General features: G+C 72.2%; 21 protein-coding genes and 1 riboswitch. Of the genes, 6 read left to right on the forward strand and 15 right to left on the reverse strand.

Translation table 11 applies throughout. The features are described from left to right. The first annotated feature begins 167 nt into the window (after nucleotides 1-167). Together ACGFYV_RS22365 and ACGFYV_RS22370 are read left to right on the forward strand one after the other, a co-directional pair. Nucleotides 168-947, forward strand: a complete 780-nt coding sequence (locus ACGFYV_RS22365; RefSeq protein ID WP_393880177.1) for an alpha/beta hydrolase — start codon at nucleotides 168-170, stop codon at nucleotides 945-947. After that, nucleotides 940-1,548 (forward strand): hypothetical protein, encoded by a 609-nt coding sequence (locus tag ACGFYV_RS22370; RefSeq protein WP_393880178.1) that lies wholly within the window; start codon nucleotides 940-942, stop codon nucleotides 1,546-1,548. The genes ACGFYV_RS22365 and ACGFYV_RS22370 overlap by 8 nt, the downstream gene beginning before the upstream one ends. 95 nt (nucleotides 1,549-1,643) lie before the next feature. Here the strand turns inward: ACGFYV_RS22370 and ACGFYV_RS22375 are convergent, their stop codons facing one another. The 6 genes from ACGFYV_RS22375 to ACGFYV_RS22400 form a co-directional block, all read right to left on the reverse strand. After that, nucleotides 1,644-2,408 carry an endonuclease/exonuclease/phosphatase family protein gene (locus tag ACGFYV_RS22375; protein ID WP_393880179.1) on the reverse strand — a complete coding sequence of 255 codons (765 nt, stop codon included), beginning with the start codon at nucleotides 2,406-2,408 and terminating at the stop codon, nucleotides 1,644-1,646. 143 nt (nucleotides 2,409-2,551) lie between these two features. After that, nucleotides 2,552-3,505, reverse strand: coding sequence for an ROK family glucokinase (locus ACGFYV_RS22380; RefSeq protein WP_393880180.1), 954 nt, complete (start codon nucleotides 3,503-3,505; stop codon nucleotides 2,552-2,554). Between the two features lie 67 nt (nucleotides 3,506-3,572). After that, entirely contained in the window at nucleotides 3,573-4,202 is a 630-nt protein-coding gene (locus tag ACGFYV_RS22385) for a DUF5304 domain-containing protein (protein ID WP_393880181.1), read from the reverse strand. Between the two features lie 57 nt (nucleotides 4,203-4,259). Further along, nucleotides 4,260-5,468 (reverse strand): ArsA family ATPase, encoded by a 1,209-nt coding sequence (locus ACGFYV_RS22390; RefSeq protein ID WP_393880182.1) that lies wholly within the window; start codon nucleotides 5,466-5,468, stop codon nucleotides 4,260-4,262. A gap of 43 nt (nucleotides 5,469-5,511) precedes the next feature. Further along, nucleotides 5,512-5,952, reverse strand: coding sequence for an SRPBCC family protein (locus ACGFYV_RS22395; protein WP_393880183.1), 441 nt, complete (start codon nucleotides 5,950-5,952; stop codon nucleotides 5,512-5,514). 137 nt (nucleotides 5,953-6,089) lie between these two features. Continuing rightward, a complete protein-coding gene (locus ACGFYV_RS22400) occupies nucleotides 6,090-6,887 on the reverse strand; it encodes a metallophosphoesterase (RefSeq protein ID WP_393880184.1) in 798 nt (265 codons plus the stop codon). 303 nt (nucleotides 6,888-7,190) lie between these two features. Between ACGFYV_RS22400 and ACGFYV_RS22405 the strand changes: the two genes are divergently transcribed. Further along, complete coding sequence (locus tag ACGFYV_RS22405; RefSeq protein ID WP_393880185.1) at nucleotides 7,191-8,987, forward strand: AMP-dependent synthetase/ligase; 1,797 nt, start codon at nucleotides 7,191-7,193, stop codon at nucleotides 8,985-8,987. Nucleotides 8,988-9,054: 67 nt separating this feature from the next. Here ACGFYV_RS22405 and ACGFYV_RS22410 read toward each other — a convergent pair whose 3' ends face one another. Together ACGFYV_RS22410 and ACGFYV_RS22415 are read right to left on the reverse strand one after the other, a co-directional pair. Then, complete coding sequence (locus ACGFYV_RS22410; protein WP_393880292.1) at nucleotides 9,055-10,641, reverse strand: GMC oxidoreductase; 1,587 nt, start codon at nucleotides 10,639-10,641, stop codon at nucleotides 9,055-9,057. Nucleotides 10,642-10,838: 197 nt separating this feature from the next. Continuing rightward, nucleotides 10,839-11,981 (reverse strand): glycosyltransferase family 4 protein, encoded by a 1,143-nt coding sequence (locus ACGFYV_RS22415; RefSeq protein ID WP_393880186.1) that lies wholly within the window; start codon nucleotides 11,979-11,981, stop codon nucleotides 10,839-10,841. Between the two features lie 121 nt (nucleotides 11,982-12,102). Here ACGFYV_RS22415 and ACGFYV_RS22420 point away from each other — a divergent pair, with 121 nt between their 5' ends. Further along, nucleotides 12,103-13,359, forward strand: coding sequence for a glycosyltransferase 87 family protein (locus tag ACGFYV_RS22420; RefSeq protein ID WP_393880187.1), 1,257 nt, complete (start codon nucleotides 12,103-12,105; stop codon nucleotides 13,357-13,359). Here ACGFYV_RS22420 and ACGFYV_RS22425 read toward each other — a convergent pair. The 5 genes from ACGFYV_RS22425 to ACGFYV_RS22445 all read right to left on the reverse strand — a co-directional run bounded on the left by ACGFYV_RS22425 (nucleotide 13,316) and on the right by ACGFYV_RS22445 (nucleotide 18,668). Next, on the reverse strand, nucleotides 13,316-14,527 hold the full coding sequence (locus ACGFYV_RS22425) for a hypothetical protein (protein WP_393880188.1): 1,212 nt from the start codon (nucleotides 14,525-14,527) through the stop codon (nucleotides 13,316-13,318). The genes ACGFYV_RS22420 and ACGFYV_RS22425 overlap by 44 nt on opposite strands. Nucleotides 14,528-14,556: 29 nt before the next feature. After that, nucleotides 14,557-15,567 carry an NlpC/P60 family protein gene (locus ACGFYV_RS22430; protein WP_393880189.1) on the reverse strand — a complete coding sequence of 337 codons (1,011 nt, stop codon included), beginning with the start codon at nucleotides 15,565-15,567 and terminating at the stop codon, nucleotides 14,557-14,559. A gap of 236 nt (nucleotides 15,568-15,803) precedes the next feature. Next, nucleotides 15,804-16,835 (reverse strand): NlpC/P60 family protein, encoded by a 1,032-nt coding sequence (locus ACGFYV_RS22435; RefSeq protein ID WP_393880190.1) that lies wholly within the window; start codon nucleotides 16,833-16,835, stop codon nucleotides 15,804-15,806. 212 nt (nucleotides 16,836-17,047) lie between these two features. Then, nucleotides 17,048-18,391 (reverse strand): NYN domain-containing protein, encoded by a 1,344-nt coding sequence (locus tag ACGFYV_RS22440; RefSeq protein ID WP_393880191.1) that lies wholly within the window; start codon nucleotides 18,389-18,391, stop codon nucleotides 17,048-17,050. A 37-nt stretch (nucleotides 18,392-18,428) separates the two neighbouring features. Continuing rightward, the gene (locus ACGFYV_RS22445; protein WP_393880192.1) at nucleotides 18,429-18,668 is read right to left on the reverse strand and encodes a hypothetical protein; all 240 of its coding nucleotides are present in this window, start codon (nucleotides 18,666-18,668) and stop codon (nucleotides 18,429-18,431) included. Nucleotides 18,669-18,821: 153 nt separating this feature from the next. On the opposite strand from ACGFYV_RS22445, the gene ACGFYV_RS22450 reads away from it, so the two are divergent. Both ACGFYV_RS22450 and ACGFYV_RS22455 read left to right on the forward strand, forming a co-directional pair. After that, the gene (locus ACGFYV_RS22450; protein WP_393880193.1) at nucleotides 18,822-19,613 is read left to right on the forward strand and encodes a rhomboid family intramembrane serine protease; all 792 of its coding nucleotides are present in this window, start codon (nucleotides 18,822-18,824) and stop codon (nucleotides 19,611-19,613) included. Further along, nucleotides 19,610-19,891 carry an Lrp/AsnC family transcriptional regulator gene (locus ACGFYV_RS22455; protein WP_393880194.1) on the forward strand — a complete coding sequence of 94 codons (282 nt, stop codon included), beginning with the start codon at nucleotides 19,610-19,612 and terminating at the stop codon, nucleotides 19,889-19,891. The genes ACGFYV_RS22450 and ACGFYV_RS22455 overlap by 4 nt, the downstream gene beginning before the upstream one ends. Before the next feature lie 80 nt (nucleotides 19,892-19,971). Here ACGFYV_RS22455 and ACGFYV_RS22460 read toward each other — a convergent pair whose 3' ends face one another. Then, the gene (locus tag ACGFYV_RS22460; protein WP_393880195.1) at nucleotides 19,972-21,348 is read right to left on the reverse strand and encodes an aminotransferase class V-fold PLP-dependent enzyme; all 1,377 of its coding nucleotides are present in this window, start codon (nucleotides 21,346-21,348) and stop codon (nucleotides 19,972-19,974) included. Nucleotides 21,349-21,547: 199 nt separating this feature from the next. Continuing rightward, nucleotides 21,548-21,664: riboswitch (SAM riboswitch) on the reverse strand. Nucleotides 21,665-21,748: 84 nt separating this feature from the next. Then, a complete protein-coding gene (trpD, locus tag ACGFYV_RS22465; protein ID WP_393880196.1) occupies nucleotides 21,749-22,813 on the reverse strand; it encodes an anthranilate phosphoribosyltransferase in 1,065 nt (354 codons plus the stop codon). Nucleotides 22,814-22,842: the final 29 nt, after the last annotated feature.

Below are 22,842 nucleotides of genomic sequence, written 5' to 3' on the forward strand. Positions count from 1 at the left end.
TGCCTCCCGTTTCCGTAGATCAGACCTTAACCCGGACCGCCGTCAATGACTCCGACGACCCTGGTCGGTGTCAGTGCGGTCGCGTACGGTGAAGCACATCCGCCCGTTCTTCACGTCTCTCCCAGGAACAGGACAGGAGAGGCCCCCTCAGGACAGGAGTCCGAAAGGTGCCGGTTCTTCCCGGAGCCGAGCCGTACCGCCACCAGGGCGGTGAGGTGGGTGTCCTCCTCTGTCACGGCTTCACCGGCTCGCCCCAGTCGCTGCGCCCCTGGGCGGAGCACCACGCGGCACACGGCCTGACCGTGTCTCTTCCGCTGCTGCCCGGACATGGCACCCGCTGGGAGGACATGCAGGTCACCACCTGGCAGGACTGGTACGCGGAGGTGGACCGCGCGCTGCGGCTGCTCGGTGAGCGCTGCTCGCGGGTGTTCGTGGGCGGCCTGTCGATGGGCGGGGCGCTGGCCCTGCGACTGGCGGCCAGGCACGGCGAGAAGGTCGCGGGAGTGGTGGTCGTCAACCCGGCGAACCGTGTGCACGGCCTGTCGGCGTACGCCCTTCCGGTGGCCCGGCACCTCGTGCGGACGACGAAGGGGATCGCCAGCGACATCGCCAAGGGCGGCGCGGCGGAGCTGGGCTACGACCGGGTGCCGCTGCACGCGGCGCACTCCCTGCGGCAGTTCCTGCGCCGGCTGGACGGCGAGCTGCCCCAGGTCACCCAGCCGTTGCTGCTGCTGCGCAGCGCCCAGGACCATGTGGTCCCGGCGGCCGACTCGGCCCGGGTGCTGAGCCGGGTGTCGTCCACGGACGTGACCGAGAGCGTGCTGGAACAGAGTTACCACGTCGCGACGTTGGACAACGATGCGGACCGGATCTTCGAGGAGAGCCTCGCCTTCATCGGCCGGCTCGCACCCACTCTCGGCAAGGAAGGGACGGCCGCAGTTGGCTGAGCACGACTCCGACCGCGAGGATCGCGAGCCGGACGACCAGGAGGTGCCGTTCGACGAGGACGCCGCGTGGAAGGCGATCGTCGCCGGGTACGGCGACGAGCCCCCGGACCCGCCGGGTGCCCGGCCGTTCAGGCCGGTCGAGAATCTCGCGCTGCCCGAGATGGAGACCCCCGGCGAGGGTGCCGACGCCCCCGAGGCATCCGATGCCTCCGAGGCCGCCGAGGCCGCCGAGGCCGCCGAGGAACCACGGCCGGCCCGCCCGCTGGGCAGCTCGGTCTCGTTCGCGCCCGGCACCGGCCCACGCGACTTCACCGTGGCGGAACCGTCCGACGACGACCTCGGCGAGGACGACGAGGGCCACTTCGTGCCGCCCGAGCCGCCCCCGCTGCCGTACGCCGACACCACCGCCCGGTTCGCCTGGCTCGGGGTGGTCGGCGGGCCGCTGCTGCTTCTGCTGGCGGTGCTGCTCGGCTGGCAGATGACCTGGTGGCTGACGACCCTCGGCGTCGGCGGGTTCCTCGGCGGGTTCGTGACGCTGGTGACGCGGATGCGGACGGACGACGACGAGGACGGCGACCCCGGGCGCGGGGCTGTCGTCTGAGGCGTTCCGGCGCGCGGGCACGTTACGGCTCGCGGGCGGGTATACCTCACGGACAGGTTCTCCCTCGCGGGCGGGTTCTCGCTCGCGGGCACGTTCTACCTCGCGGGCGGGTTCTCGCTCGCGGGCACCCTGAGGGCGGCCAGGACGGGAAGGTGGTCCGTGGCCGCCCTCAGGTCGCCCGGGGTGATCCCGGGCTGTTCCAGGGGCACCCCGCAGCCGAGGACCTCGATGCCCTTGGTCGCGAAGAGGGCGTCGATGCGCTGGTGCGGGTCGGTGGACGTGGAGGTCTGTTCGCCGCCCCAGGGGGCCGTGGCCCGGCAGTCCTGGAGGGCGTCGGCGAGAAGGCGGAACGAGGGGCCGTCGGGGCGCTCGTTGAGGTCGCCGCCGGCGACGGCGTGCTCCACGCCCATCCCGGCGAGGCGGTCGAGGAGCATGCCGGCCTGCTGGCGGCGCTCGTCCTTCCGCAGCGACAGATGGCAGCTGAGCACGCCCACGCGAGCCGCACCGAACCGTACGACGGCGGTGGCGAAGCCGCGCCGGTGCAGGCCGGGGGTGAGGGGCAGGAGGACGTCTTCCGTCCGCTCCACGGTGGCGCGCAGCGAGCACAGGATCGCGGGGCCCGCGGCGGGGGCTCCGCCGGTGAGGACGACGGTCCCGGAGGCGGCCGCGAGGCGGGCGAGTTTCTTGCGCCAGCGGAAGAAGCGCGGGGCTTCCTGGAGGAGGACCAGGTCGGGGGCGCAGGCGGAGATCACCCTGGCCAGGGCGGTCGTGTCGTCGCGCATCGAGCGGATGTTGTAGCCGAGGACGCGGATCGTCGCGGAACCGTCGGGCTCTGTACGGGAGTTGGGGAGCGGCGACATGTGGATCAATGTACGCCGATGGGGAGGGGCACGGGGTCTGTGCGTAACTGCCGCGTCGTCGTGGCTTGTCGCGCCCACGCGGCGGAGCCGCATGGTGATACAGCCCCGCGCCCCTCACGGGGCGCAGGGAACCCTGGAAGTGGCTACATGATCGGGTCCGGCTCGCGCGCCAGGTCGGCCGCGCCCACCAGGCCCGCCTTGTTGCCCAGTTGGGCCGCGATCACGTCGGCGACGGGTCGCCAGTTGCCGCCCACCAGCCAGCGCTTGTAGGACTTGCGGATGGGGTCGAGGACCAGTTCGCCCTCGTCCGAGAGGCCGCCGCCGACGATGAAGGCGGAGGGGTCGAAGAGGGAGGCCAGGTCCGCGAGTCCGGCGCCGGCCCAACGGGCCAGCTCGCGGTAGGAGTCGACGGCGACCGGGTCGCCCTGGCGGGCGGCCATGGAGATGTGCTTGCCCTCGATGCCGTCGGGGGTGCCGTCGCCGAGGCCGAGGAGGATCTCGGCGCTCTCGGGCGTGGCGTTGGCGCGCTGCTTGGCGTAGCGGACCAGGGCGCGGCCGGAGGCGTACTGCTCCCAGCAGCCCTGCGAGCCGCAGCCGCACAGCAGGCCGTCCGGCACCATGCGGATGTGGCCGAACTCGGCGGCCACACCGAAGTGTCCGCGGCGCAGCTTGTTGCCGATGATGATGCCGCCGCCGAGGCCGGTGCCGAGCGTGATGCAGATGACGTTGCGATGGCCCTTGCCCGCGCCGAACTTGTACTCGCCCCAGGCAGCCGCGTTCGCGTCGTTCTCGACCACGACGGGCAGGCCCACGCGGGCCTCGACCTTCTCCTTCAACGGCTCGTTGCGCCACTGGATGTTGGGCGCGAAATACACGGTGGAGCGCTGCCGGTTCACATAACCGGCCGCTCCGATGCCCACGCCGACGATCTCGTGCCCGGCATGGGCTCCCTCCACGGCCGAGGCGATGGCGTCCACAATGCCCTCGGACGTGCCGGGAGTCGGCACCTTGAAGGTCGAGAGGATGTTGCCTTCCTCGTCGACCACGCCGGCCGCGATCTTCGTGCCGCCGATGTCGACGCCGATGGTGAGTCCCATGAATCCCTCAGTTTCGGTCGAGCCCCGCTACGGCCAACCGTACCTGAGGCCTTGCCCCACAACGGCTTCAGTCCAGATCGATGCGTTCCCCCGGGCCGGTGCCCTCGCCCCGGTCGCGGCGGGGACCGGGCGGCTCGTCGCCGACGTCCCCGGGACGGACGGGGCCGGTGGTCCAGCGGTGCTCGTGGGCCTGGACGGCGGAGCGGTAGGCGGCGAGCAGCTCGTTCCCGGCGGCGGCGAGGTGGTCGAAGACGTCGGGGTTGCGCTCTATGACGGGGTCGACGGCGGCCTTCGCCTGCTGGACGACCTGGCGCACCACCTGCTGGGCAGCGGGCCCTGCGACGGCTCCGAGCAGCGGGGACTGCAGGCCGGACAGCTTGTCGGCCACCGTGTCCACGAGCTTCTTCAGTTCCTCGGCGGCCGAGCCCGGGGGCCGGCCGTACTCGGCGCGGCGGCGGGCCTGCTCGGCGGCGAGGTCCTCGGCGCAGGCGGTGGCCCAGGCGTCGGCGTCGACGTCGGTCGCCTTCCCCCAGGCGCCCGGCTCGGGGGCGTCCGGCTTCCGGGAGTCCCGCTCGGGGGTGTCCGGCCTCCGGGTGTCCGGTTCCCGGGAGTCCTGCTTCCGGAAGTCCGGCTCCGCTCCGGCAGGGGGGACCGCCGCCTCGTCGTCGGGGTCGGGTACGGGGCGCTCTTCGCTCATGGCGGACTCCTGACTACGGTTCGCACCTTCGACGTTACCCGAACGGGGGTAGCCGGATCACCGTCCGGCGGGCCACAGCGCGGGGTCCGGGACGAACCGGATCCGCAGTTCGCCCTCCCGCAGCCCGGCACCGGCGACGGTGCAGCGGCGCAGGGCGGACGGGAGCGGCACGATCCGTCGGAAGGGGCCGGCGGTGATCACCAGTTCGTCGCCGCGCCGTACCAGGTCGAGGTCGTCCCGTATCGCGCCGGGCAGCGGGATCTGCCAGACGAGGTGGCCGTCGGCGGCGGTGGAGGGCTCCCCGCTCGGGGCGGTCCGTGAGTGGGGGAGGTCGGCGACGACCGGCCACTCGACCGGGGCGGGGCCGTCGTTGACGCCGGGGACGGCGAGCGCCGTGAGGTCGTCGGTGCCGCGGGGGTCGCGGCCGAGGTGCGCGACGGTGTGCACGCGGTACGTCGCGGCCCACTCGTCCAGGGTCTTGCGCTGCTGGGCGATCAGGCCCGCGAGCCAGGGGTCCGGCACGGTCTCGGGCAGCACCCGGTTGGCGACGAGGGCCTCGGTGCGCAGGCCGCGCAGGGCGAGGCCGAGGGTCGCGGTGCGCACGGCGTCGGCGCCGGCCGGGCCGGGTTCGGCGACCAGGCGTACGGCGGTGTGCCGGTCGGTGAGGACGGCCTCGACGGCGGCCAGCTCGACGTCCCAGCGGGACGCGGTCTCGTACAGCCACTCGGCGGGCATGGGGACGCCGGCCAGCCGGCCGAGGACGGGCCGCAGCGCGCGGGCCGCCTGCCGCTCGGGCGGCAGCAGCCGGCGCAGGTAGCGGCGCAGCTCCTCGGGGAGGGCGAGCAGGGCGAGGGCTCCCGGGAGGGGCGGGAGGTCCACGACGAGCAGGTCGTACCGCTCGGAGAGCGCGGCGTCCCGCAGGGCGCGCAGGAAGGACAGTTCCTCGGCGCCGGGCAGCGGGGTGACCTCCTCGCCGTCCAGCCGCGACGCGCCCAGCAGGTCCAGGACGCTCGCCGCACGGTCCTGGAAGGCGGTGAGATCCTCCCGGAACCGTTCGACCGCGTCCGGCCGCCACACGCTCAGCCTCTCGGTGACCCGGCTCGGCCGCGCGCCCGTCGCACAGCCCAGCGCCGCACCCGCGGTGTCCGTGCGGTCGGCGCTCAGCAGCAGGGTGCGGGCGCCCTCGCGGGCGGCCCCGGCCGCCGTGGCGGCGGCCACCGTCGTACGACCGCTGCCGCCGGGGCCCGTGATCAGGATGGTGCGCATGAGGCTGAACGGTAACGGAGTCGCGCGCACCCGGGCGCAGGGCCTACTGCCCCGACTCGACCCTCTTCTTCAGGCCCGCCAGGGCCCGGTCGATGATGACCTTCTCGGCCTTGCGCTTGATCATGCCCAGCATGGGGATCTTGACGTCGACGGTGAGCCGGTAGGTGACCTCGGTGGTGTCCGCGCCGGCCGCCTTGAGGATGTAGGAGCCGTCGAGGGAGCGCAGCATCTGGGACTTCACCAGCGTCCAGGACACCTCGTTGTCCCCGGTCCAGGTGTAGCCGAGGGTCTGGTCGTCCTTGATGGCCCCGGCGTCCATGACGAGGCGGACCTGCGCGGCGCGGCCCCGGTCGTCGGTCTTGAGGACCTCGGCCTCCTTGACCTCGCCGGTCCAGTCCGGGTAACGCCCGAAGTCGGCGATCACCGCCATGACATCGGCCGGGGCCGCCTCGATCGTGATGCTCGAACTGGTGTGTTCCGCCATCGCCGTGGCTCCTCCAGACGCGGACCGAAGAGTGTGCAGCGTGAAGGCTACCGCGCCACCGACCTGCCGCCTTCACCCCCCATGACCCCACCTGTCCGGCACCCGCGCGCCATCTGCCTCCCACCCGCCCTGCGGGCTCACCATTCGAGCGCCCACGGCTTGCCCGTGCCGGCGAAGTGCCCCACGTTCACGCACTCGGTGGCGCCGATCCGCATTCTCGCGGCCAGCGGCTGGTGGACGTGCCCGAACAGTGAATAACGGGGCCTGGTGCGGCGGATCGCGTCCAGCAGGGCGCGGCTGCCCCGCTCGAAGCGGCGCGCGACGGTGTCGTACACCAGCTCCGGGACCTCCGGCGGGATGTGGGTGCACAGCACGTCGACCTCGCCGACGGCCTCGATCTTCGCCGCGTACTCCTCGTCGTCGATCTCGTACGGGGTGCGCATCGGCGTGCGCAGGCCACCGCCCACGAAGCCGAAGGTCCAGCCGCCGATCTCGACCCGCTCGCCGTCCAGGACGGTGGTGCCGGGTCCGGCGTACTCGCGCCACAAAGGGGGCATGTCGACATTTCCGTATGTGGCGTACGTCGGGGTCGGGAACGCGGCGAACAGTTCGGCGTACTGTCTGCGCACCGCTTTTTCGATGGCGCCGCGCCGGTCGGTGCCGAGGCCCGCCCACAGCCCGGCGCCGAACGCGCGGGCCTCCTCGAAGCGGCGGGCGGTGCGCAGCTCGACGATGCGGGAGGCGTTGCCCGTGCCGAACAGATCGGGAAAAATGCCGCGCGAGTGGTCGGCGTAGTCGAGGAAGAGGACGAGGTCACCGAGGCAGATCAGGGCGTCCGCACCCTCGCCGGCCCGTGCCAGGTCGCGGGCGTTTCCGTGCACGTCGCTGACCACGTGGACCCGGGTCCTGGGATCGACGGTGGGTGTAGATGCCATGGTGATGAAGCGTAAGCCTGTGCGGTGTGCGTGAACAGTGGCGGACCGACCTGGGGTTACTGGCCGGTTGGTCAAGGGGTGGACTACTGTGCGCGAAGAACGCCAAGCTGTGTGACGCAGCGAACATCTCACCGGGACCCCCTGTCCTAGGAGCCATACCGGCGGGTAACGTCCGGGCCGTCCAGTCGTGCTCCGGTTATCGACATGTGCCCCGCGCATGTGGGCCCGGAGCACTGCCCGAGCGGACCGCACCGTCGCATCACACAGTGTCGTGGCGCCGGCGCCCTATGAGGAGCAGCAGTCTTGCGCGAGTTCAGCCTTCCGGCTTTGTACGAGGTCCCTGCGGACGGAAACCTGACCGACATCGTCCGCAGAAACGCCGCGCAGCACCCCGACGTCGCCGTCATCGCCCGTAAGGCCGGTGGCGCCTGGCACGACGTCACGGCTCGGCAGTTCCTGGCCGAGGTGCACACCGCGGCCAAGGGTCTGATCGCCGCCGGCGTGCAGCCGGGCGACCGGATCGGCCTGATGTCCCGCACCCGCTACGAGTGGACGCTGCTGGACTTCGCCATCTGGTGCGCGGGCGCGGTCACGGTGCCGGTGTACGAGACCAGCTCGCCGGAGCAGGTCCAGTGGATCCTGTCCGACTCGGGCGCGACCGCGTGCGTCGTGGAGCTGGACACCCACGCCGCCGCGGTGGACGCGGTGCGCGAGACGCTGCCCGAGCTCAAGCACGTCTGGCAGATCGAGGCGGGCGGCCTGGAGGAGCTGGCCCGGCTCGGCCAGGACGTCTCGGACGCGACCGTGGAGGAGCGCGGCTCGCTCGCCAAGGCCGACGACGCGGCGACGATCGTCTACACGAGCGGTACGACCGGGCGCCCCAAGGGCTGTGTGCTGAGCCACCGCAGCTTCTTCGCCGAGTGCGGCAACATCGTCGAGCGGCTGCGGCCGCTGTTTCGCACCGGTGAGTGCTCCGTACTCCTCTTCCTCCCGCTCGCGCACGTCTTCGGGCGGCTGGTGCAGGTCGCGCCGATGATGGCACCGATCAAGCTCGGCTGCGTCCCGGACGTCAAGAACCTCGCCGACGAGCTGGCCGCGTTCCGGCCGACGCTGATCCTCGGTGTGCCGCGCGTCTTCGAGAAGGTCTACAACACCGCGCGGGCCAAGGCGCAGGCGGACGGCAAGGGCGCGATCTTCGACAAGGCGGCGGACACCGCGATCGCGTACAGCAAGGCGCTGGACACCCCCTCGGGCGCGCCCCTGGCCCTGAAGATCAAGCACAAGGTCTTCGACAAGCTGGTCTACAGCAAGCTGCGCGCGGTCCTCGGCGGCCGGGGCGAGTACGCCATCTCCGGCGGCGCCCCGCTGGGCGAGCGGCTCGGCCACTTCTACCGGGGCATCGGCTTCACGGTGCTGGAGGGCTACGGCCTGACCGAGTCCTGCGCGGCGACCGCGTTCAACCCGTGGGACCGGCAGAAGATCGGCACGGTCGGTCAGCCGCTGCCCGGCTCGGTGGTGCGCATAGCGGACGACGGCGAGGTCCTGCTGCACGGCGAGCACCTGTTCAAGGAGTACTGGAACAACCCGGCCGCGACCGCGGAGGCGCTGGCCGACGGCTGGTTCCACACCGGTGACATCGGCACCCTCGACGAGGACGGCTACCTCAGGATCACCGGCCGCAAGAAGGAGATCATCGTCACGGCGGGCGGCAAGAACGTGGCCCCGGCGGTGATCGAGGACCGGATCCGGGCGCACGCGCTGGTCGCGGAGTGCATGGTGGTGGGCGACGCGCGGCCGTTCGTGGGCGCGCTGATCACCATCGACGAGGAGTTCCTGGGCCGTTGGGCGGCCGAGCACGGCAAGCCGGAGGGTTCCACCGCGGCGTCGCTGAAGGACGACCCGGATCTCAACGCCGCGATCCAGGCGGCCGTCGACGACGGCAACGCCGCGGTGTCGAAGGCGGAATCGGTGCGGAAGTTCCGCATTCTGCCCTCCCAGTTCTCGGAGGAGTCGGGCCACCTCACCCCGTCGCTGAAGCTCAAGCGGAACGTGGTGGCGAAGGACTACGCGGACGAGATCGAGGCGATCTACGCGAAGTAGTCGGCCTGCGCGAAGTAGTCCGCCTGCGCGGAGAAGTCGCCCTGTCCGCAGGGTTGGTGACGGAGCGTCATGGCGCGGTGTCCTCGGCGAGGACCCGCGCCATCGTGCGTTCGGCGAGCGCGGTGATGGTGACGAAGGGGTTCACGCCGATCGAGCCGGGCACGAGCGAGCCGTCGGTGACGTAGAGGCGCGAGTACCCCTTCACCCGGCCGTAGTCGTCGGTCGCCTTCCCGAGGACGCAGCCGCCCAGTGGGTGATAGGTGAAGTCGTCCGCGAAGATCCTGCTCGTGGAGCCGAACAGGTCGTAGCGGTAGATCGTGGCGTTGGCCAGGTTGATCCGGTCGAACAGCTTCTTCGCCATGGCCACCGACACCGCGCTCTGGGCGGCCGTCCAGCCGAGCTTCACCGCGCCCGACGAGCGGTCGTACGTGAACGTGGCCCGCTCGGGGTTCTTGGTGATCGCCAGGTAGAGGCTGACCCAGTGCTCGAAGCCCGTGGGCAGCGGGGCGATCTCGGCGAAGACCGGGTTGTCGGCGTTGGCCCAGTCGTCGATGCCCAGGACGGGCATGGTCGCCTGGTTCGCGCCGACGGTGTCCCACACGTGGTTGGCGCGGCCCAGCATGGTGTTGCCGTTGGTGCCCCAGCCCGCGCCCACGGCGGGGTCCAGGTCGGGCAGGGCGCCGGTGTCCCGGGCGCGGACGAGGAGTTCGGTGGTGCCGAGGCTGCCGGCGCCGAGGAAGAGGTACGTGCAGTTGTACTGCTTGGTCTCCACGACCTTGCCGGTGGTGTCCATGCGGTCGACGGTCAGGAGGTACGACCCGTCGTTCGCCCGCGTGATCGCCTTGACCTTCTCCAGGGTGTGGATCGTGACGTTGCCGGTGCCGAGGGCGGCGGCCAGATAGGTCTTGTCGAGGCTGCGTTTGCCGTGGTTGTTGCCGTAGATGACCTCGCCGGCGAGCGCGGACCTCGTCGCCGTGCCGGCGGCCTCGCGCCGCATGTAGCCGAAGTCGTAGACGTTCGGCACGAACGTGGTCTTCAGGCCCGCGTTCGCGGCGGCCTTTCGGGAGGTGCGGGCGAACTGGTACCACTGCGTGGACTCGAACCAGGCCGGGTCGACGGTGTTCACGCCGAGCATGGCGCGGGCGCGCGGGAAGTAGGTGCCGTACATCTCGTCGGCGTCGACGGCCGGGAACTGCTCGGCGAAGTACGACCTCACCGGGGTGACCGCCATCCCACCGTTGACCAGCGAGCCGCCGCCGACGCCCCGGCCGACGTACACGGACATGTGGTCGTAGTGCACGCGGTCGAGGACGCCGGGGTAGGCGCCGATGTCCTTGTTGACGACGTCCAGCCACAGGAAGGTGGCCAGCGGGGCTTCGGTGCGGGTGCGCAGCCACATGGAGCGCTGGTCGGGGGCGGTGGTGGAGCAGAACACCTTGCCGTCGCCGCCCGCGGTGTCCCACAGGCGGCCCATCTCCAGGACGAGGGTGCGGATGCCGGCCTGGCCGAGGCGGAGGGCGGCGACGGCCGCGCCGTAGCCGGAGCCGACGACGATGGCCGGGGCGGATTCGCCGGCGGCGGGCTCGGCGGAGTGGGCGGAGGTGAGTCCGATGCGGGTGAGGCCGAGGGTGGCGGCGGTCTGCAGTGCGGCCAGGCCCAGGATGTGACGTCTCGTCAGCTGATGGTGCGTCAGGTTTGCTGTACATGTTGGCAGCATGTGCGGATTGACGCGGTCCGCCAAGGGGGTTGGGGTGTTTTGGTCGCCCAAGGGGGTGGCGAGGCATCACCGTTGGCGGGTACGGGTCTACCGTGGCTGGTCGCGCAGTTCCCCGCGCCCCTTGGGAGACTGCCCTAGAGCAAGATTTTCAGTTGCTCGGCGAGCAGGTCCCAGCGCCAGCGTTCCTCGACCCAGCGGCGGCCGCGTTCGCCCATTCTGCGGCGCAGTTCGGGGTCGGCCAGCAGGGGGACGATGCGGTCGGCGGTCTCTTCGGGGGAGCCGCCCCGTACGACCCAGCCGGTCTCGCCGTCCAGGACCGCGTCCGGGGCGCCGCCCGAGTCGCCCGCGACGACCGGGAGGCCCGTGGCGGACGCCTCCAGGTAGACGATGCCGAGGCCCTCCACGTCCAGGCCGCCGCGGCGGGTGCGGCAGGGCATGGCGAAGACGTCGCCGGCGCCGTAGTGGGCGGGCAGCTCGGACCAGGGGACGGCGCCGGTGAAGCGGACCGAGGAGTCGACGCCGCTCTCGCGGGCCAGACGGCGCAGATCCTGTTCGTAGGGGCCGCCGCCGACGATCAGGAGCACGGCGTCCGGCTCGGCGGCCAGGATCCGGGGCAGGGCCCGGATGAGGGTGTCCTGGCCCTTGCGCGGCACCAGGCGGGAGACGCAGACGACGACCGGCCGGTCGGTGAGGCCGAGCCGCTCGCGCACCTCCTCGCCCCCGGAGCCGGGGTGGAAGACCTTCTCGTCGACCCCGGGCGGCAGCTGGACCATCCGGTCCGCCGCGGCGGGGCTCAGGGCCGTGGCGATGCGGGAGCGGGTGTACTCGCCGAGGTAGGTGATCGTGTCCGTGGACTCGCCGATCCGGCCCAGCAGCTGCCGGGCGGCGGGCAGCTGGGCCCAGCCGGCCTCGTGCCCGTGCGTCGTGGCGACCAGCCGCTCGGCGCCGGCCCTGCGCAGCGCGGGCGCCATCAGGCCGAGCGGTGCCGCCGCCCCGAACCACACCGAGGTGCAGCCGTGCTCGCGCAGCAGCCCGGCCGCCCGCCGGGTCGCACCGGGGGTGGGCAGCAGCATGGTCGTACGGTCGCGTACGACGGTGAAGGGCTGCTCGGCGTCGAACTCTGCCGTGGCCCTGACGCCCTCCGGGGTGCGCTTCCAGGTGGACGCGTAGACGACCAGCCGGCCGGGGTCCAGGCGCAGTGCCATGTTGTGCAGGAAGGCCTGGATGCCGCCGGGGCGGGGCGGGAAGTCGTTGGTCACCACGAGCGTCTTGTGCATCGCCGCCGACCCTACCCAATCGGGCGTCCCCTGCCCCGCCCGGCCGGGTCCGTCGGCAGGCTCGCGGCGGGGCAGGACATCATGAGTGCCTGGACCCGGTAGTCGGACGGCAGGGGATCACGTGGAGACGAAGGGCGCCGGGCGGTCCCAGGCGTGGCTGCTCGCGACCTGGTGCGTGACCCGCGCGGCGCTGCTGCTCTTCGTGTTCCGGGTGTTCGTCTTCCCCGGCCCGGACGTCACCTCCGACGTGTCGGTGATCTACCAGGGCTGGTACGAGGTGCTGCGCCAGGGCACGTTTCCGCTGGACGACGTGACCTGGCAGTACCCGCCGGCCGCCGCGCTCGCGATCCTCTCCCCCGGCCTGCTGCCGTTCCTCGGCTACCCATGCGCCTTCTACGTCCTCGCCCTCCTGGCCGACCTGACCGTGCTGGCGCTGCTGCGCCGCACGGCGAGGCGTCCCGGCCGGTCGGCGCGCGGCGCCTGGGTGTGGACGGTGGGCACGGCCCTGCTCGGCCCGACGGTGTACGCCCGCTACGACGTGATGGTGACCGCGGTGGCCGTGGCCGCGCTGCTCGCGGGGGTACGGCATCCGCGGGTGCTGGGGGCGCTGGCCGGGCTCGGGGCGCTGCTGAAGGTGTGGCCGGCGCTGCTGCTGGCGGGCTCCTTCCGGCTGCGGGCGTGGGGGGCGGCGGCGGTGGCCGTGGCCGGACCGGCGGCGCTGTTCGCGGTGTCCATGCCGGGTTCGTTCGCCTTCCTCACCTTCCAGCGGGACCGCGGCACCGAGGTGGAGTCGGTGGGCGCGCTGGTCTTCCATGTGGCCCGGCACTTCGGCTGGCGGGGCGAGGTCCTGCTGAACTACGGGTCGATCGAGTTCCTCGGCCCGTACGTCGCACCGGTCGGCACCGCCGCGCTGGCGCTGACCGGGCTCGCCTTCGCGTGGCTGCTGCTGTGGCGGCTGCGTGCCACGCGGACGGCCCCGCACACGCTCGCGGACGCGGCCTTCACGGCGGTGCTGCTGTTCACGGTCACGAGCAGGGTGATCAGCCCGCAGTACCTGGTGTGGCTGGTCGGGCTGGCCGCGGTGTGCCTGTGCTTTCGCGCGAGCCCGATGGGAGCGCCCGTGCTCATGGTCGTGGCGGCCTCCTTCGTGACGGTGCTGGAGTTCCCGCTCGGTTTCTCGCACGTGGTGGTGAGCGACGCCTACGGCATCACGCTGCTGCTCCTGCGCAACGGCCTGCTGGTCACCGCGGCCCTTTCGGCCTGCCGCCGCCTGTGGTGCTCCACGGTTCCCCCGCTCGTCACGGCCTCCTGCGCGCCCCGGCCGGCGCGCTTGCTCAGGTCAGCTGCGCGCGCACGTACGCGCGCCACCGCGCGGTGAACTCCTTCGGTGTGGTGCCGAGGACCTTCTTCAGGGCGGCCTCGACCGCGCCCGGCCGTTGCCGGTGGGTTCCGACGGAGCGGTAGAAGGCGCCGAGGCGGGCCTGGCCCCACTGGTCGGCGATCATCCGGCAGGCCAGCCAGCCGCCCTCGTAGGCCTGTGCGAGGCGGGTCGGGTCGCTGGTGAACCCGAAGGCCTTGTCGGAGGGGAGCTGTGCGGGCGTCTGGCCGTCCTGGACGGCGCGGGCGAGTTCCGGCGCGGCCTCGGTGGGGGTGCGGCCGGTGCCGAGGTAGCCGATCCAGTCGGCGTAGCCCTCGGAGAGCCACAGCGGGGTGGCGGCGGTGGTGTGCGCCCGGGTGGCCACGTGCGTGGTCTCGTGGGTGAGCACGACCTGCTTGCCGGTCCCGCCGAGGGCCACGTACGCCTCGGGGTTGACGACCACCCGGTCCGCGGGGGCCTGCCCCGATCCTCCCGCCTCGCCGGTGGTGACGGCGGCGATGCCCCGGTAGTCGGAGGCGGGGGCGCCGAGCAGGCCCGCCATGCCGTCCAGGGTGCGCGGTACGAGGACGACGACCCGCCGGGTCCAGTCGGTGCCCCACGCCCCGGAGACGGCCGGCACCGCGCGGTCCGCGAGCCGGGCGTACGTGCGCAGCTCGCCGCTGTTCTGGCCGGCCCCGAGGACCAGGCTGTGCGCGCCCTTGAACGCGGTCAACGGCCCCTGGTCCCACAGCTGCTGCCCCGAGGCGCCCGCGGGTCTGTCACCGGTGACGTACCAGGCGCCGTCGGCCGTGCGGCCGAGGGTGACGGTGCGGCGGACGCTGACCGGGACCGTGTCGTAGCCGGCGACCCGGTAGTCCAGCTCGGTGTCGGCGGTGGCGCCCGCGCTCCCGCGGTGCACGGTGGTGACCCGGTAGCGCCAGGAGGCCAGCGGGAGCGCGGTCAGCCGGGCGTACTGGGTGCGGCTGCCGGTCGCGTCGTACGCCGTCTCGTCGTGGTGGAGCAGGGCCGCCGCCCTCCGGTCCAGCACCCGCTGCACCTGGGCCTGCGCCGTGTCGCCCGCCCCGCGTGCCCCGCAGCCCGTCAGGGGCGGCACGAGGAGCAGGCAGAGCCCCGCCACGGCCAGGCGCCACGCCCGCCGCGTCCCCCGCGCCCCTGCACGAACAGCCATTTCCCGATCGTACGGCGTACGGGGGCAGGTCAGGGCCGGGTCACCGAGGAGATCGGCATCATCCCGACCGGGTCGTAGCGCACCGGCGCCCCGGGGTAGGGCGCGTGGATGATCTGGCCGTGGCCCGCGTACATCGCCACATGGCTGGCGTCGGAGCGGTAGACGACCAGATCGCCGGGGCGTGCCTGGGAGAGCGGGATCTGCCGGCCGGCGAACCGCTGCTCCTGCGAGGTGCGCGGCAGCTGGATCCCGGCGTGCGCGTACGACCACTGCATCAGGCCCGAGCAGTCGAAGCCGGAGGGGCCGTTCGCGCCCCACACGTAGGGGCGGCCGAGCGCGGAGCGGGCGGCGGCGAGGGCCGCCGCGGCGCGGCCACCGGGAGCGGCGGTGTCGGTCAGGCCCAGCGGGTCGACGCGGCCGGAGCGGGAGGCCCGGTCGTAGGCGGCGCGTTCGGCGGGCGGCAGGGAGGCGAGGAGCCGGCGGGCGCGGGCGAGCTTCCTCTCCACGGTCCGCTTGTGCGTGCCGACCGCCGTGCGGCTGCGCTCCAGTTCGTCGAGCCTGCCCGCCGCCTCCTCGCGTTCCTGGGCGAGTTCGCGCAGCGCGGAGCGCAACTCCCTGAGCTGACCGGCCTGCCGGGCGTCGATGCGGTCGAGGGTGGTGGCCTTGTCGAGGTAGTCCTCGGGGTCGTGGGAGAAGAGCAGGGCGACGGCCGGGTCGATGCCACCGGAGCGGTACTCGGCGCCGGCCAGCGAACCGAGGCGCTCCCGCAGCTCGTTGACGCGCTGCTGCTGCCGGGCGATGTGGTCCTGGGCGTTACGGATCTCCCGGCGCAGCACCCCGGCGCGCTCGTCCGCCTTGTCGTAGGCCTGGGTCGCCTTCTCGGCCTCCTCGTAGAGGCGGTCCACCTCGGCACGGGTGTCCGTGTGCGGCGCCGCCTGCGCGGACACGGCGCCGAACGTGCCGGCGGCGGCCGACAGTACGCACAGGGCGGAGGCCCCCCGGTGGAACCCGGAGGGGGCGAGACGGCGATGGGACCCCACGGCAGTCCTTCTGCTGGGCGACAGGTACCGTCCCCCGGCGCCGGGGACGGGGAGACCCGGGCGCCGGGGAAACGCGCCAGACAGTAGCCGTGCGAAGGGACCCCCTCCAAAGCCGCGAAGGGCCCCGGGAACGCGGCACCCCGCCCCTGACGCAGGTCATGGGCGGGGCGAGGAGTCAGTTCCGGTTGCCGGGATTCGCCCGATCGGGCGCCTCCATGAGCGGCTCGGGTGAACGATCAGACGCGGACGCCGAACTGGAACGGCATGTTGCCGATCGACTCGTAGCGGACCACGGCGCCGGTGTGCGGGGCGTGCAGCACCTGGCCGTTGCCGGCGTAGAGGCCGACGTGGTGCAGGTCGCCGTAGAAGAACACCAGGTCGCCGACCTGGAGCTGGCTCATGGACAGGCGCGCCCCGATACCGGCCTGCGACTCGGAGGTGCGCGGTATGGAGACGCCGGCCTGCGCGTAGGCCCAGGAGGTCAGGCCCGAGCAGTCGAAGGACGAGGGGCCGGAGGCGCCGTAGACGTACGGGGAGCCGATCACGCTCTGCGCGGCGGAGAACGCGGCGGCGGCACGGCCGGAGGCGGCGGTGGAGTTGCCGAGGTCCGGGCGCTGGGTGGAGGAGCGGTTGGCGCGCTCCTGCTCGGCGGCGAGGGCCGCCTTCTCCTTGGCCGTCAGGGTGTTGAGCAGACGCTGCGCCTCGGCGAGCTTGCCCTTGACCTCGTTCTTCTTCTTGCCCAGCTCGGTGCGGGTGGTGGCGAGGTCCTTGAGCTTCTCGGTGGCCTCTGACCGCTCCTGGGCGAGTTCGCGCTGTTTGTCCTGAATCTTCTTCAGGGACTCGACCTGCTGGGCGCTCAACTGGTCGAGGGTGGACGCCTTGTCGAGGAAGCTGTCCGGGTCCGAGGACAGGAAGAGCTGGACCGACGGGTCGATGCCGCCCGAGCGGTACTGGGCGGTCGCCATCGAACCGAGGCCGTCGCGCAGCTTGTTCAGCTCCTGCTGACCGCGGGCGACGTTGTCCTGGATGGTGGAGATTTCCTTCTGCAGCTTCTGCTGCTTCTCCTTGGCCCCGTCGTACTTCTCGGTGGCCTGTTCCGCCTGTTCGTAGAGCTTGTCGACCTTCGCCTTTACCTCGTCCTTGCTGAGCTTGGCGCTCGGCGCGGCATTGGCGGCGTTCGCACTGAGTGCGACGGCAGCGGCGGCTGCGGTGGTCAGCACGGTGACACGCGTGCGGCTCGGCTGCTTGGGTCGACGATGGGACGCCACGGAGGACGAACTCCTTCTTGTGAGTGATCACCCGTTCGGAGGTTCGAGGCCTGACCCTAGTGACCTAGTTGTGATCAGTTCAAATCCTCACGGCAAAAAATCTCGTCACTCACCGCATTCTTTGCACACAACTCACCAGGGGTGACGTCCGCTTGACGCTACGTTGCGTGAAGATCGGTCCAATTCGGGCATTGCATGTGCCCGTTGAACCTTCAGGACAGTCGCTTGAGAAGTACCGCAGAGGCGACAGGGCGGGCACCGGCGCGGGCGACCCCGTCGGCGACCTCCCGGTCGGTCGAGGCGACGATCACCGGACGGCCCGGCGGCTCCGCGCGCACCAGCTGCCGGATCAGCTCGTCGGCCGTGACACCCGGCTTCGAGAACAGGACCCGGACGCCGCGCGGAGGCGCGAGCAGCACCGGCGCGGCCAGTTCGGCGCCGTCGAAGACACACGTCACCTCCGCGCCGGTCTGCGCGGCGAGCGCGGAGAGCTGCCCCAGCAGCCGCAGCCGCTGCTTCTCCAGCGGCATCTGCGGATACCCGGTCTTGGTGACGTTGTAGCCGTCGACGACCAGATGCGCCTGCGGCAGCGCCAGCAACTGGTCGAGGACCGCGGGGTCGTTCTCGGACAGGGCGCGGGCCGCGATGTCCTTCGGGGTCATCCGCCCCGGTGCGACCGCGTCCACCGTCTCGGCCGGGCGCACGGAGACCGGCGGCAGCGCCAGTTCGCGCCGCAGCCCCTGGGCCGCCTCCAGCACGGTGTCCAGCAGCAGCCGTACCCGCATGTCCTCCACGCTGCGGCCCTCGCGGGAGGCCCGGCGGGTGGCCTCCAGCACGGCCTCCACCTCGCCCAGCCGGGCCTTGAGCCGCCGGGACTCGCTCTCGGCGGCGGACACCTGCGCCTGCCCCTCGGCCCGTACGGCCTCGATCTCGCCCTGGATCTTGCGCAGCGCGGCCTCCCCGCGCTTCATGTCGCTGTGGGCGGACCGCAGCTTGCGGTGAAGCGATTCCGCTTCCCTCTTCGCCGCGTCCAGCTCGGCGCGCAGCCGCTCGGTCTCGGCCCGGGTCTGCTCGCGGGCCTGCGTCAGCTCCTCGCGCAGCCGCTCCAGTTCGGCCCGGCTCTCCTCGTCGGCCCGCTCGGCGTCCGCCCGCTGGGCCTCCTCACCGGCCGCGGCGACCAGCTTCACCCAGCCCGTGGGCCGCAGTACGTAGGCCGCGGCCGCCACGTCGAGCGGGTCCGCGGCCGGGGGCGGGGAGCCGGAGTCCAGGGCGCCGGAGAGTTCCGGCTGCGCCTCTTTGAACTTCTCCCCGATCCGCTGCCGGAACAGCGGATCGGTCTCCAGCGCGGCCGCCATCGCGTTCCCGGCGAACTTGGCCCGCCGGTTCGGGGTGAACCGGGCGTACTGCCGCAACTGGGTGGGCAGTTCGGCCACGGTCAGGCCGCCGAAGGCGTCCGAGACGATCTGCACGACCCGCCGGCGCACGCCGTCGGGCAGCGGACGGTCAAGCACCTCGGCGGTGCCGTCGCCCGGCCCCCCGCCCGCGCTCTCCACCATCCGTCACACCCCAATACCTCGACGGGGCCCGCTCCGCTCAGGAGCCGGCACCCGGCCTGTCCACAAGTTCCACCTGATCCACCGCGTTGCACCAGCGGCAGCGCACCGACTCGATCGTCTCACTGACGACCTCGCGCTCCTCGACGCTCGGCTCACCGGCGAGGTCCAGGTGGACGTACTCGACGACCTTGGACACGCGCGTCACGTCGAAACGGGTGAGGTTGCCGCAGAGGGTGCAGCGCCACCGGGTGGTGGCGGTCGGCAGGGGTACCGTCATCGTGACTGTTCGCTTCCTTCTCGGGCCGGCGCGCGCCGCTCCCCGACGCGTGTGGGTCGTAACCCTACGGCCTGGCGGCTCCTCGTCGCCCGTCCGTCCACGGCGGCGAGGCGGTCTGTGCCACTGCGTCCGGTTACGTCATGCTCTGTATTCATGATCAGCGACGCGACCACGACAGCCGGCCGGACGTCCAGGGCCGTCCGGGGCACCACGGCACCGATGACGTACCTCCTCATCGCCCTGTGCTGTCTGATCTTCGTCCTGGGCCCGGCCTCCGGGCTCACACCGACGTACGGTTCCGGGAACGCGCTGGCCGCCGCGCAGCGCGCGTACTTCCGGCACTGGGGGGTGATCCCGGCCGAGCTGTTCCGCGCACCCCTGGGCCAGGCCCTCGCCCCGGCCACGGCCCTGTTCGTGCACGGCAGCTGGGTGCACCTGCTCGGCAACATGCTCTTCCTCTTCGTCTTCGGGGTGATGACCGAGGAACGGATGGGCCGGGTGGAGTTCACCCTCTTCTACGTCGGCTGCGGTTACCTGGCCCTGCTCGGGTACGCGGCCGCCAACGCGAGCTCCCCGCAGTCGCTGGTCGGCGCGTCCGGGGCGATCTCGGCGGTCCTCGGTGCGTTCCTGTACCTGTTCCCGCGCGCCCGTGTCACCAGTCTCCTCCCCTTCCTGTTCTTCCTGCCGCTGCGCTTCCCGGCCTGGATCGTGCTGCCGTTCTGGGCCGCCCTGCAGTGGCTCGCGGCGAGCCGCGCACCGCAGGGGCCGGGGGTGGCCTACCTGGCGCATGTCGTCGGCTTCGGCCTCGGCTTCGGTTACGCGTGGGTGCGCTACGGCAGGGGGAAGGGCCCGAAGGGCGTCCTCAGAAGGGTGGTGGGGGGAGACGGGCGGGCTAGAGTGAGGGCCGCCCAGGCTCCGGCACCCAAGGGAGAGAACCAGCCGTGATCACCGCGATCGTCCTGATCAAGACCAGCGTGGACCGGATCCCCGAGATCGCGGAGCAGATCGCTTCGCTGGAGTCCGTGAGCGAGGTCTTCTCCGTCACCGGTACGTACGACCTGATCGCGATGGTGCGGGTGCGGCAGCACGAGGACCTGGCGGACGTCATCCCCGGGCGGATCAGCAAGATCAAGGGTGTGGAGGCGACGGACACGCACGTGGCGTTCCGGACGTACTCGCAGCACGACCTGGAGGCCGCTTTCTCCATCGGGCTGGACGGCTGAGGGGCCACCTCGGCTTCCGAGGGGCACGGGCTCACCCGCGCCCCTTGGTACATGACCCGCACGTCGGCTGGATCAGCAGGTCACACCGCCGGGACGCAGCGGCCCTCCTCCGTGCGGTACTGCCACTTCGCACCCTCGGTGACCAGTTCCCGCACCGCGTTCACGAAGCGCTCGACGTGCTCGTCCGGGGTTCCCGCGCCGAAGCTGACGCGGATGGCGTTCAGGGACTTCTCGCCCGGCGTGGCCTCGGGGGCGCCGCATTCGCCCTGGGTCTGGGGGTCGGTGCCGAGGAGGGTGCGCACCAGCGGGTGGGCGCAGAACAGGCCGTCGCGGACGCCGATGCCGTACTCGGCGGAGAGGGCGGCGGCGAAGTGGGAGCTGTTCCAGCCCTCCACGACGAAGGAGATCACGCCGACGCGCGGGGCGTCGTCGCCGAAGAGGGAGAGGACCTTCACCTCGGGGACCTCGGCGAGGCCCTCGCGGACCGTGCGGATGAGGTGCTCCTCGCGGGCGACGAGCGAGTCGAAACCGGCCTCGGTGAGCGCCTTGCAGGCGGAGGCGATGGAGTAGGCACCGATGACGTTCGGGGAGCCGGCCTCGTGGCGGGCCGCGCTCTCGTGCCACTCCACGTCCACCCCGCCGTCCTGGCGACGGGATACGGCGCGGCTCGCGCCGCCGCCCGCGAGGTACGGCTGCGCGGCCCGGAGCCAGTCGGCGCGGCCGGCCAGCACACCGGAGCCGAAGGGCGCGTACAGCTTGTGGCCGGAGAAGGCGACCCAGTCGACGTCCAGGTCCGTGACCGACACCGGGTGGTGCGGGGCCAGTTGGGCGGCGTCCAGGACGATCCGGGCGCCGTGCGCGTGCGCGGCGGCGGCCAGTTCGCGCACCGGCCACAGCTCGCCGGTGACGTTGGAGGCGCCGGTGACGCAGACCAGGGCCGGGCCGTCGCCCCCTTCGGCGGACACGGTGCGGCCGACGAGGGCACGCTCCAGGGTCTCGACGGCCCGGAGCGGGGTGCTCGGCGCGTCGAGGTAGGTGACCTGGGCGTCCTGCCAGGGCAGCAGCGAGGCGTGGTGCTCGGTCTCGAAGACGAAGACCTGGCAGCCGGCGGGGAGCGCGCGGGCCAGGAGGTTCAGGGAGTCGGTGGTCGAGCGGGTGAAGACCACCTGGTCGGCGGCGCGGCAGTCGAGGAACTCGGCGACCGTGCGGCGGGCGTTCTCGAACAGGTCGGTGGAGAGCTGGGACAGGTAGCCGGCGCCGCGGTGGACGCTGCCGTAGTAGGGGGCGTACGCGGCGACGTCGTCCCAGACGCGCTGGAGGGCGGGGGCGCTGGCGGCGTAGTCGAGCGCGGCGTACGTGACCTCGCCGCCGGTGACGAGCGGCACGGTGACATCCCGGCCCAGAACGGGCAGCGGGGTACAAACGGACTGGTCGGCGGCAGCGGTGAAGACAGACATGGCGAACTCCCGTGAGGCAGGCCGGAGTCACCGCGCGAGCGGGCATGCTCAAGCGCGGTGCGCAGTGGCACAGAAAGGTGAAAAGAGAAAAAGGGGGTGCGGAGGCGGGGCTCAGCGGCCCTATCGCATTCGCTTGCTCACGGAAGGCTCCCTCGAACGACCAGGACCCCTGGCCCCGCACTTCTCACAGTGCGTGAGGGGTCCGCGCTTGCCGTAGACCTCGCTGCCTACGACCTGGTCTTCACCCGGGGCACCCCGCCACGGACGGAGGGTTGCCGGACAGTCGGCCGGGGCCTCATGACTGTCACTCATGACCTGATCCGTATCCTGCCACACGGCCTTCGGCGCGCACAGCGCAGTCCGCCATCCGGACTGCGCCGTGCGTCACATGGGGCCGGAGTCAGCGGTGGGTGGCCTCGATCCAGCGCTCCAGCGTCCGCTTCGCCGCGCCGGAGTCGATGGACTCGGCGGCCTTGGCCATCCCCTCGCCGAGCTGCTCGGGCAGGGAGGCGTCCGTGGGGTGCAGGGCGACGAGGGCCGCCGCGGAGTTGAGCAGGACGGCGTCGCGGACCGGGCCCTGCTCGCCGTCCAGCAGGCGCCGTGCCACCTGAGCGTTGTAGGCGGCGTCGGCGCCGCGCAGGGCGTCGACGGGGACGAGGCCGATGCCGACCTCACGCGGGTCGAAGACCTCCTCCGTGACCTTGCCGTCCCGGACCACCCAGACCCGGGAGGTGGACGTGGTCGTCAGCTCGTCCAGGCCGTCGTCGCCCCGGAAGACCAGCGAGGAGTTGCCGCGCTCGGCGAGGACGCCGGCCACGATGGGCGCCATGCGCGGGTCGGCGACGCCGACCGCCTGGGCGCGCACCTTGGCCGGGTTGGTCAGCGGACCGAGGACGTTGAAGGTCGTCCGGATGCCCAACTGGCCGCGTGCGGCCGCGACATGACGCAGCGCGGGGTGGAACTTCACCGCGAAGCACATGGTGATGCCGGCTTCTTCGGCGACCTCGGCGACGCGCTGCGGGCTCAGGTTCAGGTCGACCCCGAGCTTCTCCAGGACGTCGGAGGAGCCGGAGGCGGAGGACGCGGCGCGGTTGCCGTGCTTGACGACCTTCGCGCCGGTGCCGGCCACGACGATCGAGGACATCGTGGAGATGTTCACCGTCTTGGCGCCGTCGCCGCCCGTGCCGACGATGTCGACCGCGGGGCCGGGCACCTCGATCACGTTGGCGTGCTCGTACATGGTCCTGACGAGCCCGATGATCTCCTCGACCGTCTCGCCCTTGGACCGCAGCGCCACCATGAACCCGGCGATCTGGGCGTCGGTCGCCTCGCCGCGCATGATCCGGTCCATCGCCCACGCGGTCTCGTCGGCGGACAGGTCGCGGCCGTCCAGCAGCCCGTTCAGCAGGGCGGGCCAGGAACGGCCCGCCGCGGTGTCGCCTCCAGCGGGGGTCACAGCGCTCATCAGCCGCTCCAGTCGAGTGCACAGGTGTG

The sequence above is a fragment of the Streptomyces sp. NPDC048297 genome, from assembly GCF_043201585.1.
In the GTDB taxonomy this organism is placed as follows: Bacteria; Actinomycetota; Actinomycetes; order Streptomycetales; family Streptomycetaceae; genus Streptomyces.

Coding starts and splice junctions, on each gene's coding strand:
- trpD (WP_393880196.1), bottom strand. CDS start 22,813: ATGAGCGCTGTGACCCCCGCTGGAGGCGACACCGCGGCGGGCCGTTCC.
- ACGFYV_RS22385 (WP_393880181.1), bottom strand. CDS start 4,202: ATGAGCGAAGAGCGCCCCGTACCCGACCCCGACGACGAGGCGGCGGTC.
- ACGFYV_RS22400 (WP_393880184.1), bottom strand. CDS start 6,887: ATGGCATCTACACCCACCGTCGATCCCAGGACCCGGGTCCACGTGGTC.
- ACGFYV_RS22380 (WP_393880180.1), bottom strand. CDS start 3,505: ATGGGACTCACCATCGGCGTCGACATCGGCGGCACGAAGATCGCGGCC.
- ACGFYV_RS22375 (WP_393880179.1), bottom strand. CDS start 2,408: ATGTCGCCGCTCCCCAACTCCCGTACAGAGCCCGACGGTTCCGCGACG.
- ACGFYV_RS22460 (WP_393880195.1), bottom strand. CDS start 21,348: ATGTCTGTCTTCACCGCTGCCGCCGACCAGTCCGTTTGTACCCCGCTG.
- ACGFYV_RS22390 (WP_393880182.1), bottom strand. CDS start 5,468: ATGCGCACCATCCTGATCACGGGCCCCGGCGGCAGCGGTCGTACGACG.
- ACGFYV_RS22425 (WP_393880188.1), bottom strand. CDS start 14,527: ATGGCTGTTCGTGCAGGGGCGCGGGGGACGCGGCGGGCGTGGCGCCTG.
- ACGFYV_RS22415 (WP_393880186.1), bottom strand. CDS start 11,981: ATGCACAAGACGCTCGTGGTGACCAACGACTTCCCGCCCCGCCCCGGC.
- ACGFYV_RS22450 (WP_393880193.1), top strand. CDS start 18,822: ATGATCAGCGACGCGACCACGACAGCCGGCCGGACGTCCAGGGCCGTC.
- ACGFYV_RS22395 (WP_393880183.1), bottom strand. CDS start 5,952: ATGGCGGAACACACCAGTTCGAGCATCACGATCGAGGCGGCCCCGGCC.
- ACGFYV_RS22445 (WP_393880192.1), bottom strand. CDS start 18,668: ATGACGGTACCCCTGCCGACCGCCACCACCCGGTGGCGCTGCACCCTC.
- ACGFYV_RS22440 (WP_393880191.1), bottom strand. CDS start 18,391: ATGGTGGAGAGCGCGGGCGGGGGGCCGGGCGACGGCACCGCCGAGGTG.